This window comes from Flavobacterium sp. CFBP9031 (genome assembly GCF_034044945.1).
Lineage (GTDB): Bacteria > Bacteroidota > Bacteroidia > Flavobacteriales > Flavobacteriaceae > Flavobacterium.
Genome location: NZ_JAXCWF010000010.1, coordinates 175,470 through 189,289, shown reverse-complemented (window position 1 = coordinate 189,289; position 13,820 = coordinate 175,470). Strand labels below are relative to the sequence as shown.

At 32.9% G+C, this 13,820-nt stretch carries 12 protein-coding genes; 4 read left to right on the top strand and 8 right to left on the bottom strand.

What is annotated here, in order from left to right; genetic code table 11:
• The first annotated feature begins 338 nt into the window (after positions 1–338).
• Entirely contained in the window at positions 339–3,188 is a 2,850-nt protein-coding gene (locus SOM12_RS17450) for a T9SS type A sorting domain-containing protein (protein ID WP_320494582.1), read from the top strand.
• 58 nt (positions 3,189–3,246) lie between these two features.
• Here the strand turns inward: SOM12_RS17450 and SOM12_RS17445 are convergent, their stop codons facing one another.
• The 6 genes from SOM12_RS17445 to SOM12_RS17420 form a co-directional block, all read right to left on the bottom strand.
• On the bottom strand, positions 3,247–3,663 hold the full coding sequence (locus SOM12_RS17445) for a hypothetical protein (RefSeq protein WP_320494581.1): 417 nt from the start codon (positions 3,661–3,663) through the stop codon (positions 3,247–3,249).
• Complete coding sequence (locus tag SOM12_RS17440; protein WP_320494580.1) at positions 3,632–4,195, bottom strand: LemA family protein; 564 nt, start codon at positions 4,193–4,195, stop codon at positions 3,632–3,634. The genes SOM12_RS17445 and SOM12_RS17440 overlap by 32 nt, the downstream gene beginning before the upstream one ends.
• Positions 4,196–4,201: 6 nt before the next feature.
• Positions 4,202–5,245: a hypothetical protein gene (locus SOM12_RS17435; RefSeq protein ID WP_320494579.1), complete on the bottom strand. Its 1,044-nt coding sequence runs from the start codon at positions 5,243–5,245 to the stop codon at positions 4,202–4,204.
• Between the two features lie 30 nt (positions 5,246–5,275).
• Positions 5,276–6,088, bottom strand: a complete 813-nt coding sequence (locus SOM12_RS17430; protein WP_320494578.1) for a leucine-rich repeat domain-containing protein — start codon at positions 6,086–6,088, stop codon at positions 5,276–5,278.
• A 131-nt stretch (positions 6,089–6,219) separates the two neighbouring features.
• Positions 6,220–7,773, bottom strand: coding sequence for an aldehyde dehydrogenase family protein (locus tag SOM12_RS17425; RefSeq protein WP_095929635.1), 1,554 nt, complete (start codon positions 7,771–7,773; stop codon positions 6,220–6,222).
• Between the two features lie 65 nt (positions 7,774–7,838).
• Positions 7,839–8,462, bottom strand: coding sequence for a hypothetical protein (locus tag SOM12_RS17420; protein WP_095929634.1), 624 nt, complete (start codon positions 8,460–8,462; stop codon positions 7,839–7,841).
• 113 nt (positions 8,463–8,575) lie between these two features.
• On the opposite strand from SOM12_RS17420, the gene SOM12_RS17415 reads away from it, so the two are divergent.
• On the top strand, positions 8,576–9,532 hold the full coding sequence (locus SOM12_RS17415) for a 3',5'-cyclic-nucleotide phosphodiesterase (RefSeq protein WP_320494577.1): 957 nt from the start codon (positions 8,576–8,578) through the stop codon (positions 9,530–9,532).
• A 118-nt stretch (positions 9,533–9,650) separates the two neighbouring features.
• Here SOM12_RS17415 and SOM12_RS17410 read toward each other — a convergent pair whose 3' ends face one another.
• Positions 9,651–10,190, bottom strand: coding sequence for a 3-hydroxyanthranilate 3,4-dioxygenase (locus SOM12_RS17410; RefSeq protein ID WP_286971470.1), 540 nt, complete (start codon positions 10,188–10,190; stop codon positions 9,651–9,653).
• 104 nt (positions 10,191–10,294) lie between these two features.
• Positions 10,295–11,392: an endonuclease/exonuclease/phosphatase family protein gene (locus SOM12_RS17405; RefSeq protein WP_320494574.1), complete on the bottom strand. Its 1,098-nt coding sequence runs from the start codon at positions 11,390–11,392 to the stop codon at positions 10,295–10,297.
• A gap of 128 nt (positions 11,393–11,520) precedes the next feature.
• Here SOM12_RS17405 and SOM12_RS17400 point away from each other — a divergent pair, with 128 nt between their 5' ends.
• Together SOM12_RS17400 and SOM12_RS17395 are read left to right on the top strand one after the other, a co-directional pair.
• Entirely contained in the window at positions 11,521–12,597 is a 1,077-nt protein-coding gene (locus SOM12_RS17400) for a serine hydrolase domain-containing protein (RefSeq protein ID WP_320494573.1), read from the top strand.
• A 154-nt stretch (positions 12,598–12,751) separates the two neighbouring features.
• The gene (locus tag SOM12_RS17395; protein ID WP_095929630.1) at positions 12,752–13,651 is read left to right on the top strand and encodes a S66 peptidase family protein; all 900 of its coding nucleotides are present in this window, start codon (positions 12,752–12,754) and stop codon (positions 13,649–13,651) included.
• The last annotated feature ends 169 nt before the right edge of the window (positions 13,652–13,820 follow it).

Here is a 13,820-nt window from a genome sequence, read left to right as displayed (position 1 = left end):
AATCCATTTCCTACAAAAAATCAAAATGTAATTTATGTAATAAAAAAAAATTACAGATTATCCCCATTCATTTTGTTTAAGGTTTAAAATTACTAAAGGCGAGAAAAATACGGCTTTCCGTACTCAACGACTAATATGTAATAAATTACAATTAATGCAATTTATTACATTTTTAATATTTTAAAAGCTCAATAATTCAAGCATCTTCTTTTTTTTAGCAAAAAAATTATACTATTAAAAATTAATATATAATTTTGTGTAATCGATTACAATTAAACCACTTGAAATCGAAAGTAAAAACCACTTACTTATTTTATTAACTATCTTAAACAAACCTTATGAAAAAAAACCTACTTTTCGTGGCTGTCTTTCTCATGACAGTTCAATTATGGGCCCAAACTATCCAAATTAATGAAGCTTCTGGCTGGTTGGAAACTGCTTTTGTAAAATGGCAGCCAGTCAGTGGTGCTCAGACCTACAATGTGTATTACACGGGCAATGGATTTACAGACCAAAAAATAGACGACCAGCTTATTAGAAGTTATGGTTCTTATTTCCGCGCTGACATTCCGGGACTTAAAGTCGGAACTTACACTGTAAAAGTAAAACCTGTTGTAAATGGCACAGAAGGAACTGGAGCCACAACAGGAAATCTAACCGTAACTGCACACGACAGAAACGGATTTGCTTTTGATGGCGGGCGTGTTCCCGGAGGATACAAAGCAGACGGAACTCCTAAAGACAATGCGGTAATTCTGTACATTACCCAAAATACTAAAAACACTATTTCAATGAATATTACTGGTGCAAGTTCAAACCCTTGTATTGGTTTACAGAATATTCTTTACGCTATCAAGAAAGGAAAAGACACTCGTCCGTTTATTATCCGTTTAATCGGAAATATCACTGATATGACGGTTATGGAAGGTGGCGATGTTGTTATTGAAAACGCAAATAATGCTTCGAGTTATGTTACCATTGAAGGTATTGGAGACGATGCTGTCGCAAATGGATGGGGAGTTAGACTGAAGTCGGCTTCCAACATCGAGGTAAGCAATCTTGGGTTTATGAACTGCAATAGTACTGCAGGCGATAACGTAGGAATGCAGCAGGACAATGACCACGTTTGGGTTCATAACTGTGATTTATTCTACGGAAATGCAGGCAGTGATGCTGACCAAATAAAAGGCGACGGTGCACTTGACAACAAAACTTCAACTTATATCACATTATCATACAACCACTTTTGGGATAATGGAAAAGCAAGTCTTTTAGGTTTAAGCGAAGGAACAACTTCTGGACTTTATATCACGTATCACCACAACTGGTTTGACCATTCCGATTCACGTCATCCTCGTGTGCGTTATTATTCAGCACATATTTATAACAACTATTACGATGGTGTTTCTAAATATGGAGCAGGATCAACTATGGGATCTTCACTTTTTGTTGAAGGAAATTATTTTAGAAATAGTAAGCACCCAATGCTAACTTCACTTCAAGGTTCTGATATTTGGGATGAAGCAAACCAAGTGAATAATGCTGGAACAATGGGAACATTCTCAGGTGAAGCTGGAGGAAGCATTAAAGCTTTCAATAATACTTTTGATGCTTCTAACGGAACAAATAATATGCGTTTTGTAGCTTATAATGATCCAAATCCATTGTACAATATTTCAGGAAAAATAAGCTCTACAACAGATTTTGATGCTTACGTAGCAGCAACAAGAGGAGAAACGGTGAGCAGTGCTGTAAAATCTAAATCGGGCGCTAATGTTTACAATAACTTCGATACAGATGCTAATTTGTATGTAAAAAATTTAGTAATCGATACTCCCGCTGCGGCGAAAACAAAAACTACTCAATATGCTGGACGTGTTTCTGGAGGAGATTTAAAATGGACATTTAATAATGCAACAGATGATACTTCTTCATTAGTAATAACTGCATTAAAAACAGCTCTTACAAACTATACGGGAACTTTAGTAGCTGTACAAGGAGAAGGAAATCCACCTGCTGGAACGCAGACCTTAACTTTGACTTCTGCATCAAACAACAATCAAACAGTTGCAAGTGGCACTGCAATCTCTTCAATCGTATTTACATGGGGTGGAGATGCAACTGATGCAACAGTAACAGGATTGCCTGCTTCTGGATTATCTTTTGTAAAAAATTCTACAGCTAAAACTATAACTATTACGGGTACGCCAACTGCAACAGTTTCGTATTCCATTGCAACTTCTGGAACTAGTGGTTCCCCAGCTACTGGTTCTGGAACTGTAACAGTAACTGCAGCTGGAACACAAACATTAACTTCATCTGGCAACAACAGCCAAACGGTTTCTTCTGGAACTGCTATTGCTTCGATTGTATTTACTTGGGGCGGAAACGCTACAGATGCATCTGTAACTGGATTACCTGCTTCTGGATTGTCTTTTGTAAAAAACACAACAGCAAAAACTATAACTATTACAGGAACACCAACAGCAAATGCATCTTATTCTGTAACAACATCAGGCACTGCAGGAACACCTGTAACGGCATCAGGAACAATAACGGTAACAACAGGCTCAACTGGCGGATCTGAGCTTCATAACTTTACAACGTCTGGAAAAACAAGTACGTTCTACTCTATTACAGGAAACATGAATTCTACTCCTGGATCTGTAACCTATAACGGATTAACATTGACAGAGCGTTTAAAGATAGAATCTAATACATCAATAACGTATACAACAACTAGTGCATCAACTTTAACTTTGGTTTTCGATTCAAGCTTTACTGGAACGATCAAAGTAGACAATGTTTCCTATACAGCATCGGCTGGTATCGTAACGGCTTCAATTGCTGCTGGTTCTCATACTATAACAAAAGGCTCAGTTGCTAATTTATTCTATATCAGTACAGTTTACAGCGGAACGACTTTGAAAATGGCTACAGTTACCGAAACTACAACTGTAGAATCAGCAAAAATAATTTTATATCCTAATCCTGTTTCAAGTACATTATACTTATCAGATCCAGAACAGAAAGTACAAAAAGTACTTATTTACAATATTTCTGGAAACCTTGTAGTTAATTCTGGAAACTCTGAAAGCATTGATACAAGCGGTTTAATTCCTGGAACTTATCTAGCTAAAATCTATACTGTTGATGGAGCATTTAACCAAACATTAATTAAAAAATAAAAACTAACTTAACTTAAAAAGGCTTCCAAATCTGGAAGCCTTTTTTACTTTTTTATCATTATCCTCTTCGATTTCTAAACTCCTCTTGTTCTGTAACTTTTCCAAATTCATTCAAACATTTTTTGATTGTTTCAAGATTCAAACCAACAAAAAACAACATTCCAATAAAAATGGTGATCCAACTGTACATAATTTTTACACCAGAAATATCTGAAGCCACAACATAAAAGACAATTGTTGGCAAAATAGCCACAAGTAATGTTAATCCTAAAGATAACATAAGCGGATTAATAAAATAGCTATTGAAACTTTTAAGTCCCAGTTTTCTAATCAATATTGAAATAAATAACAGCGCAACAATACTAAAAACAATACCTGCAAAACCATAGATTAGAACTTGGTCCCCCAGATTGTTAATCTGGTTTTCATGACCAAAAAAAGTATTAAAATTGAATCCCGTCATACTTCTTTTCATTGAGTGTAACTTCAAATAGACCTTGCGCTCTATAACCAATCATTTTGGCTAATATAAAATTAGGGAATTCCTGAATTCCAACATTATAAAGACTTACACTATCATTAAAAAACTCTCTCCTGTCTGCAATTTTATCTTCCATTTGAGAAACTCTTTTCTGCAATTCTAGAAAATTATTGTTGGATAAAAGAGCTGGATAATTTTCAGAAACTGCAAATAGATTTTTCATGGTTTTTGAAAACTCATTGGCATTTTCTATTTTTTCATCAAATGTTTTTGAATTCAAAAAATCAGTTCTTAATTTGGTCAAACTGGTTAGCATTGCGGTTTCATGTTCCATAAATTTCGAAGCTACTTTCACCAATTCTGGAACTTCATCAGCTCTCTGCATTAAAATAACATCAATGTTTCTAAAAGCTTTCTCATAATTATTCTTTAGCATAACCAACTTATTATAAATTCTGATAAGTACATTAAAAAATATAAGTATGAGAAGTAATCCAACAATTAAGGCAATGTTTTGAGCGGTCATATTTTTTTAATTTAAAATGATATAAATTAGTATAAGGGAAATGAAAAACAAAGTCACCAAAAAAGAGTCTAATAAAGGTTTATATTTATTTCTGAATGAAATACTTCTCGGCATAGCAATGCCAAAAACAGTATCTGGACTTCCTTTTCTAATTATGGTAGTACCATTGTCTGAATCTGCGTAACCTATAAGAAGCATATAATCATTGCTTTTTAAGTAAGTTTCGGTATACCTGGTCTTTCCTCCTGCTTGATTATCTATTCTGTTGAAATAATATTCTAATCCTTCCCCATCTACTGTTACCGAGCCTGTTTCGTCTTTTATCTTAAATTTACCTGTTTTAATTTCTGAAAAAATAGTGCTGTAAGTCGTTCTTCCATCATCATCGCGAGGACTTTCTTTTTCAATTTTATAATAATATCCAATACAAGGTTTATTAAAATAGGGCGAAATAATGGGTTCGATTTCTTCTAAATCTCCTACAATCTCTACCTGACCCATCGCTATTGCATCAATTTTTGAAGTTGGTAAAATAGACTGCAGCCTCATAAATTTGCTTTTATTACTTGGGAAAAATATAGAACTAACTATAATGAAACCTGGAATAATAAGCAAAAGAAGTTTCAAATTTCCATTTTCAGCCAAATAGATAAAAGATAAAATAATACCGATCAAAACAACGATTCCAAGGATTTTTTTACTCAATGGTGTTTTTTGAATATTATGTTTCCGATTGAATTTTTCTCTTTCTATTCTTTCCTCTTTACTGCTTCTAATTCCCGAAACAATCATTCCAATAAAAGCTGATAAAAAAACAGACAAAAACAATAGCAATACAACTGCCAAAGGATACGAAGAATCAATTAGAAAACTTACTCCAACAATTGCAGGAGATAAAACAAAAAACAGCCAGTTTGGAAATTTAAAATTAAAAAGCCCTGAATAAATTACCGTCTGGAACAAAGCAATTCCTAAACTAAAAAGCATCAGAAAAACAACCTCTACGGCATCTGTTTTATTTTGAGTTAAAAATTCGAAAAGATCATTCATAAAATGATAAATAGTAATATGGTTAAAGGTTTAAAATAGGATCTCAACTTCCGTAGAAACTAATTTTCTGATTCTATTTCTTTCTACATCTGAAATTGGATTATTACTTAAATCCAAACCAATCAATTTACTCAATTTATTGATTTCGTTTGGAACTTCGGTAATTTGGTTATGACTTAAAATAAGAAACTTCAAATTTTTAAACTTCAAAATCTCTTCAGGAAATAGTGTTAATTTGTTCTTAGACAAATCCAATTCTAATACTAATTCTGGTTTTAATTTCGCTTGTTCCAGATCATAGAAAGATGTTTTTTCTCTTTTCTTCTCTTCTTTATTTTTACTCAAAAGGCCAAATCCAGCTAAAATAAGTGCTGCTACAAAAAAAATGCACAAGAAAGCAACCCAAACAGGATCTTGATTTTTTTCGTTTGTGAAAAGTCTTTGGTAAATATAAAATGCCATTCCGAAAAACAGAACCAGAAATAAACCTAAAAAAATTAAATACAGAAGGTATTTAAAAAAGGTAAAAATCACTTTTTTAACGCTGGAAGTATTTTTTGCAAATCGGAAATAGACAACTAACGCCAAGATTAAGACCCAAAAAAAAGCAACTCCAATTTTAGCCCATAGGTTTCCATTTTCAATAATCGAAAAGGAAATAAAAGTTGGAAACATCAAAACAAACCAAATAATTATTCCTCCAATTCCAATAGAAACACAGCCAATTTTATCCTCTTTCCCATTTGATTTCAACCAAAAATAGGCTAATAAAAATGATAAAAGAAGAACTCCAAGAAATCCGTATCCAAATGGGGTAAGTCCGGCTAAAAAAAATAGAGTCATTTTTGGTTGCTTATAAATTATAGAAGGTTTAGGCTAATAAAAGTAAAAATACTACAAATTTTTAGCATTAAAAAACCGCCTTTCTCAAATACTGAAAAAAGCGGTTTTTGTTTATTTTTAAACTTCCTGTATTACAAGTCAAATTTAATGCCTTGTGCCAACGGAAGATTTGTAGTATAATTAATGGTATTGGTCTGACGTCTCATATAAATTTTCCACGCATCAGATCCTGACTCACGCCCTCCTCCTGTTTCTTTTTCACCACCAAAAGCACCTCCGATTTCGGCACCAGAAGTCCCTATATTTACGTTTGCTATTCCACAATCAGAACCTGTTGCAGATAAAAATCTTTCTGCTTCGCGTAAATTATTAGTCATAATTGCAGAAGATAATCCTTGCGCAACGCCATTCTGAATTTCGATGGCATTCTCTACTTCTCCAGAATATTTAATTAAATACAAAACCGGAGCAAATGTTTCATGCTGTACAATTTCAAACGAATTTTCAGCTTCTGCAATTGCAGGTTTTACATAACAACCACTCTCGTAACCTTGACCAGAAAGCACTCCTCCTTCAACAAGGATTTTTCCACCTTCGGCTACAACTTTATTCAAAGCTGCTGCATACATTTCTACAGCATGAGTATCAATTAGAGGTCCAACATGATTATTTTCGTCAAGCGGATTTCCGATTCTTAATTGTTTATAAGCCGCAACTAGCGCGTCTTTTACTTTATCATAAATACTTTCATGAATAATCAATCGTCGAGTTGAAGTACAACGTTGTCCAGCAGTTCCAACAGCGCCAAAAACAGCACCAATAACCGTCATTTTAATATCGGCATCTGGAGTAACAATAATAGCATTATTTCCTCCTAATTCTAACAATGATTTTCCTAGTCTTCCTGCAACAGTTTGTGCTACAATTTTCCCCATTCGGGTAGAACCTGTAGCTGAAATAAGCGGAATTCGAGTATCTGCAGTCAATAATTCTCCTATTTTATAATCACCATTTATTAAACACGAAATTCCTTCTGGAAGATTGTTTTCTTTTATAACTTGAGCAATTATATTTTGGCAGGCAATTCCGCAAAGAGGTGTTTTTTCAGAAGGTTTCCAAACGCAGACATCTCCAGAAATCCAAGCTAAAGCTGTGTTCCAAGACCAAACTGCAACTGGGAAATTAAATGCCGAAATAATTCCAACAATTCCAAGCGGATGATATTGCTCGTACATACGGTGTCCAGGTCTTTCAGAATGCATTGTTAACCCGTGAAGCTGACGAGATAACCCTACTGCAAAATCGCAGATATCAATCATTTCCTGTACTTCTCCATATCCTTCTTGTAATGATTTCCCCATTTCGTAAGAAACCAATTTACCAAGCGCTTCTTTATTTTGTCTCAATTTTTCTCCAAACTGACGCACAATTTCACCACGCTGTGGAGCAGGAATTAATCTAAAAGTTTTAAAAGCTTCTGCCGCAGTTTGAATTGCTTTTTCGTAATCAGCTGCCGTTGACATTTTTACCGAAGCAATTAATTTTCCATCAACTGGCGAATAACTTTCTAGGATTTCTCCAGAAGAAAAATTATTAATTCCTGTTGATGTTCCTTCATTTATTGTCTTGATGCCCAATTTATCAAGAGCTTCCTTCATTCCAAATTGCGATGCTATTGTTGTCATTGTAACTTTTTTGGTTAAAATTGTTATATTTTTATGTAAAGATATTGTTTTAGAATTAATTTTAATTATTTGTCGCTTTTAAAAACACGCTTATTTTTAAGAAACAATAAAAGCAGAATAACAAAAAGAATAAAACTCAGACTTGATAAAATACAAATCACTTTATTTTTTCTTTCTAATTTTTCTTCAAATGATTTTTTAACTAAATCTATTTGATATTTAATGTTATTCTGAAATTTAATGATTTGTATACCTCTATTTTTTTTTGATTTATTATACAACTCATCTAACAATTCTAATTCACTATTCTGAATATTTTGTAATAGATTCGTTCTCGAACATATCGAACAGTCTAAAGCATTATAATCTTTTTGGGTATAAATCAAATACTCTTTTCCTTTTTCAAAATAATAATCACAAGATCCCATACTAACTCCTAGAATCGTTCTAAAACTTTGTCCATTAATAATCTCGTCTTTATAAATTTTTGAAATTTTAATAGTATAGGAGTACATTTTTTGACCATATTCAGAATATAAAGAACTATCAACTTTTACTACTTTTCCAATAAAAACCTGATGGGCTAGCTCCCAATTTTCTTTTATCGATGGTTTTTCCGAACAATCACAGCAATATACTTCTGAGCTCATTAAAAACAAAAACAGTACAAATAGCGCCTTTTTAATCATCCTATATATTTTTAGTTAAATGTAAATTTAGGGTTAATTAACATGATTTTTTTCAAAATTGAGTGCTTTATTTCTCTTTATTGATGAAATTTGCAATTCTAATTTTTTTGAATATGAATAATTTCCATCGCTTTTTTCTTTGCATCATTTTAATTTCATCTAATGCTTTTTCCCAAAAGGAAAAAACCTCTTTTTCTGTAGTTCCATTGGGAGTAATGGGCGGTATCGACGAGAAAAATCTTTCGTCTTACTTAATCGCTCCAGCCAATACAACTGATTATATCTGTCTTGATGCTGGAACTGTAAACGCCGGAATCGAAAAAGCTATAGAAAATAAAACTTTTAAAGCTTCTACAAGCGAAGTTTTACGAAAATACGTCAAAGGATATTTGATTTCTCATGCACATTTAGATCATGTGTCAGGTTTGATAATCAATTCTCCAGCCGATTCTTCGAAAACGGTTTATGCTACAAAGAAATGCATGGAAATGATGGAAAACCATTATTTCAACGATCAGACTTGGGCTAATTTTGGAGATGCAGGTCCTGGTTTTCATATCAAAAAATATCATTTTCAGACTTTAGATTTGGCGAAAGAAACTCTTTTGACCAATGCTAAAATGACGGTTAAAGCATTTCCTTTAAGCCATGTTAATCCGTTTGAAAGTACCGCTTTCTTAATTAAAAACGACAATAATTATGCTTTGTATTTAGGTGATACAGGGCCTGACGAAGTAGAAAAAAGCAATAATCTTCGCAATTTATGGACCGCAGTTGCTCCATTGGTTAAAGCCAAGCAATTGAAAGGAATTTTTATTGAAGTTTCGTTTCCAAATGAACAGCCAGATAAATTTTTGTTTGGTCATTTGACTCCGAATTATTTAATGAAGGAACTTCATGTTTTAGAGGAATTAGCAGGAAAAGGTTCTCTGGAAAACTTTAAAATTATTATTACACATTTGAAACCGCCGGCAAAGAATATTGCCAAAATTAAAGAGCAGTTAAAAGCTCAAAACAATTTAGGATTGAAGATTATTTATCCTGAACAAGGAAAGAAATTTGAGTTGTAATTTTATTTTGTTACTGATTCTGAGGATTATTTTTTTATAAATCCTAAACATAAAACATTAATTAAACCCGACAGTTTTTTGAAACCTGTCGGGTTTCGTATTTCTATCAAATAAAATATTACTTCTTAGCCGTAAATCTAGGATCGGTTTCCATAACAGTTCCACAATTATCACAGGTTCTTAATTCTTCTGAGTTGTAGAAATGTTCAAAATGAGGAAGAAAGTCTTTCTCTATATTATGAAGTTCAAAATACACTTCATACAATTTATGATTGCAGTTATCGCAATGCCAAAGCAAACCATCTGTAAAACCTTGCCCAGCACGTTTTCTTTCGATCACGAGTCCGATAGAGCCTTCTGAACGAACAGGAGAATGCGGCACTTTTGCAGGATGCAGATACATATCGCCTGCATTTAATTCCATTTCTTTACGCTGTCCATCTTCCTGAATAACAACCTTAATGCTTCCTTCCAACTGATAAAAAAGCTCTTCTGTTTCGTTATAATGATAATCTTTTCGTGCATTTGGACCTGCAACAATCATTACAATGTAATCTCCAGAATCAACATACAGGTTTTTATTTCCAACAGGCGGTTTTAGTAAATGACGGTTTTCGTCAATCCATTGCGTAAGGTTAAAAGGTTTTGCTATAGCCATTTTTTAATACTAAATTATGAATAGCTAAGGTAGTGAAAAGTATTCAGTCTCAGTCGCAGTTTTCAGTTTTGCTGAGACTGAACACTGCGACTGAGACTGAATACTTATTTAAATTCTTTTATCAAATAAATATAAACCGGAAAATGATCACTAAAACCTGCTTCGCTGAGTGTATTTCGTAAGGGATAACCCTTATAAGCTCCAAAATTTTGAATAAGATAAGATCTATTGAAAATACCTGCTTTCCAAAAATTAAAAGTCGAAAAATCAGCTTTAACTAAGGATTCTGTTAGGATAATTTGATCAAAAATATTCCAAGAATCCCTATAAGCAATAGTTCCTAAGCCATTTTTAGCAAGCTCTTCAAACGGATTAAAAACATCAAATTCAGCGACTTCAGATTTTATTCCCTTAGCACCTAACCCTATTTTTATACTTTTATTAAATGGTCCGTCATTAAAATCTCCCATTGTCAATACTTTTGCCTGCTGATTAATTTGTTGTAATGAATCGATAATTTTTCGGTTCAATTTTCCTGCGGCTTCCCGAAATATCATTGTTGCTTTTTCTCCGCCAGATCTGGACGGCCAGTGATTGACAATAATATGGATTTCTTCATCTTCCAAAAATCCAGAAACCAAAAGCTGGTCCCTTGTAAAAACTCGATTTTTATTTTCTTTTTTAATTTCAATTTCGTCATCCAAAACTTCTGCTTCTTGTTCTTTTTTAATCATTTCTTTTTTATAAATAATTAAAGGAATATTCGAGTAAGAAGTGGGTCGAAAATATTTTTTCTGATATAACAAAGCCACATCGATTCCTCGTTTGTCTGGAGAATCAAAATGAATGATTCCTAAATCTAGGGGCAATAGCTTTGGTTCTTTTATTAAATCTTCTAAAACGTCACGATTTTCTATTTCAGCTCCACCAATTAAGGTTGGCGCATTTGAATTTTCGGACATTCCAATTTCAGAAATAACTCTCGCTAGATTTTTTAATTTCTGCTTATATTTTTCTGTCGTCCAACGTTGTGTGCCATTTGGAGTCCACTCATCATCATTTGTAAATTCATCATTTACAGTGTCGTAAAGATTTTCAAAATTGTAAAAAGCTACGGTATGTATTTTGTATTTCTTAGGTTGGCTAAACAGAACGTTCAACGCAAAAAGAATAATCAAAGAGAATTTATATTTTAACGGCATAGAGAAGATTTTTTAAAAGACAAACTTAATTATTTTGTAAGATTTTTACCTAAATAAAATTTAAAAATATTACATTTGTTTCTAATAAAAGTCTTGTATCTTGCTGAGAAAATCTGATAATTTATAACATGAAAAAAATACTGTTTTTTGCTTTATTCTTAAGCTTTATAAATCCATTTTACGGGCAAAAAAATAGTTCCAGAGCAGAGGAAATCAGAAAACAATATAAAATTCCAGAATTGGCTTATGCAGTCGTTTCATCAGATTCTATTTTTGAAATTGAAGCTTTAGGATTTCAACGTTACAAGTCTTCTCATAAATCAAAAATTAACGATATATTTCGTTTAGGATCCATCACAAAAACGGTCACAAGTTATATTGCGGCGACTTTAGTCAAAGAAGGGAAAATAAAATGGAATACTAATTTTTTTGATTTGTATCCTGAATTAAAAGCAGAAAGTAATCCAGAAATTTATAATGCAACTCTGCAAGATTTCTTAACATTTAGAGCACCAATTCCAACTTGGTCTTACGGAAATGAAACTCCAAATCAACAAGAAATTAAAGGAAATAATCAAGAACAGCGTTATGAGTTTATGAGCTGGTTTTTTAAGCAAAAACAAATTGTTACAGAAAAACAAGAATGGTATGGCTCCAATCCAAGTTTTGTTGCTGCAGGTTTAATGCTCGAAAAAGCAACTGGAAAGAGTTATGAAACTTTAGTGCAAGAATTGGGTAAAAAGCTAAATATTAACTTCGGTTTTGGACAACCAAACGTGACTGATATAAACCAGCCGTGGGGACATGATGAAAATTTGAAGCCTGAAAAACCATTTGTAAATTATAAATTAAATTGGCTTTCATCTGCAGGAAATATCAATGTAAATCTTCCTGATTTTTGCAAATTTACACAGATGCAACTACAAGGTTTGTTAGGAAAATCAAAAGTATTGTCTGAAGAAGAATTTAATAAAATGCATTTTGGTTTTTCTGAATTTTCTTTGGGATGGTATTCTGAAATAAATGAAAAATCGGGCCTAAAATATTCTTTTCACTACGGAAATCCAGGAACATTTTTAACCAAAGTGTATATTTGCAAAAACATCGATAAAGCTTTTATCTTATTTGCCAATGTGCAGTCTGAAGAAGCAGACAAAGGTTTAATGTTACTTTTGGCCGAGCTTCAAAAACAATATGGAGGTTAAATTGTTAAACCTTAAAAATTAATTTTATAATTTTAAGCAAAAGAAAAAAATGAATAAAAACTGCTTTCACTATATAAAGAGACACTTTGTCTTTTGTAAACTCTCATTTCTTATTTTTGCTTTACATTCATTCAACTGTCAATCTCAACAAAACATGATAACACCGCCTTATTTACAAAAAGGAGATACTGTCGCTCTTTTGGCAACAGCAAGAAAAAACATTGATGACAATTTAAAACCAACAATAGATTTATTGCATAGTTGGGGTTTAGAGGCCGTAATTGGTTCTACAATTGGATTAGATTATCATCAATTGGCTGGAACAGATGAACAGAGAGCTGCCGATTTTCAAAAGCAATTGGACAATCCGAATATTAAAGCAATTTGGTGCGTACGAGGCGGATACGGAACTGTTAGAATGTTAGATTTATTAGATTTTACCAAATTCAAACAGCATCCAAAATGGGTTATTGGTTTCAGCGATGTAACGGTTCTTCATAATCATTTGAATACAATGGGTTACAAATCTATTCATGGTATTATGCCCGTAACGGTTCCTAGAGCGACTCCAGATGCTGTGAGCTCGTTAAAAGCCGCTTTATTTAACGAACCTATTTCCTACTCTATCAGCCCAACTCCGATGAATCGTTTGGGAAGTGCTACTGGAGAATTAGTAGGCGGTAATTTATCTATTTTGTATAGTTTATTAGGATCCCCATCGGCAATTGACTGCAAGGATAAAATTTTATTTATAGAAGATTTAGACGAATATCTGTATCATATTGACCGAATGATGATGAATCTAAGACGTAACGGATGTATCGAAAATTTAAAAGGAATTATCATTGGCGGAATGACAAGCATGAAAGACAATGAAGTTCCTTGGGGGAAAAATGCTCTGGAAATTATTGATGATGTAACAAAAAAATACAATATTCCAGTAATTTTTAATTTCCCAGCAGGTCATATTAGAGACAACAGAGCCTTAATTATGGGAAATACTGTTTCTATAGAAGTTACTGCTTCTGGAAGCACGGTTACTTTTAAAAAGTAATATCGCATTGCTTAGGATTTAAGCAAATCTAACAATACCACATAAAATCTCGCAAAGACGCGAAGTCGCAAAGTTTTAATATTCTTTGCAGCTTCGCGTCTTTGCGTGCAAAAAACATAAACCTATTATTCAATTTTCAACAACCTGAAACTTGAAACCTGAAACAAAA

Coding starts and splice junctions, on each gene's coding strand:
- SOM12_RS17440 (WP_320494580.1), bottom strand. CDS start 4,195: ATGACCGCTCAAAACATTGCCTTAATTGTTGGATTACTTCTCATACTT.
- SOM12_RS17405 (WP_320494574.1), bottom strand. CDS start 11,392: ATGCCGTTAAAATATAAATTCTCTTTGATTATTCTTTTTGCGTTGAAC.
- SOM12_RS17450 (WP_320494582.1), top strand. CDS start 339: ATGAAAAAAAACCTACTTTTCGTGGCTGTCTTTCTCATGACAGTTCAA.
- SOM12_RS17400 (WP_320494573.1), top strand. CDS start 11,521: ATGAAAAAAATACTGTTTTTTGCTTTATTCTTAAGCTTTATAAATCCA.
- SOM12_RS17410 (WP_286971470.1), bottom strand. CDS start 10,190: ATGGCTATAGCAAAACCTTTTAACCTTACGCAATGGATTGACGAAAAC.
- SOM12_RS17415 (WP_320494577.1), top strand. CDS start 8,576: ATGAATAATTTCCATCGCTTTTTTCTTTGCATCATTTTAATTTCATCT.
- SOM12_RS17395 (WP_095929630.1), top strand. CDS start 12,752: ATGATAACACCGCCTTATTTACAAAAAGGAGATACTGTCGCTCTTTTG.
- SOM12_RS17425 (WP_095929635.1), bottom strand. CDS start 7,773: ATGACAACAATAGCATCGCAATTTGGAATGAAGGAAGCTCTTGATAAA.
- SOM12_RS17430 (WP_320494578.1), bottom strand. CDS start 6,088: ATGACTCTATTTTTTTTAGCCGGACTTACCCCATTTGGATACGGATTT.
- SOM12_RS17435 (WP_320494579.1), bottom strand. CDS start 5,245: ATGAATGATCTTTTCGAATTTTTAACTCAAAATAAAACAGATGCCGTA.
- SOM12_RS17445 (WP_320494581.1), bottom strand. CDS start 3,663: ATGAAAAGAAGTATGACGGGATTCAATTTTAATACTTTTTTTGGTCAT.
- SOM12_RS17420 (WP_095929634.1), bottom strand. CDS start 8,462: ATGATTAAAAAGGCGCTATTTGTACTGTTTTTGTTTTTAATGAGCTCA.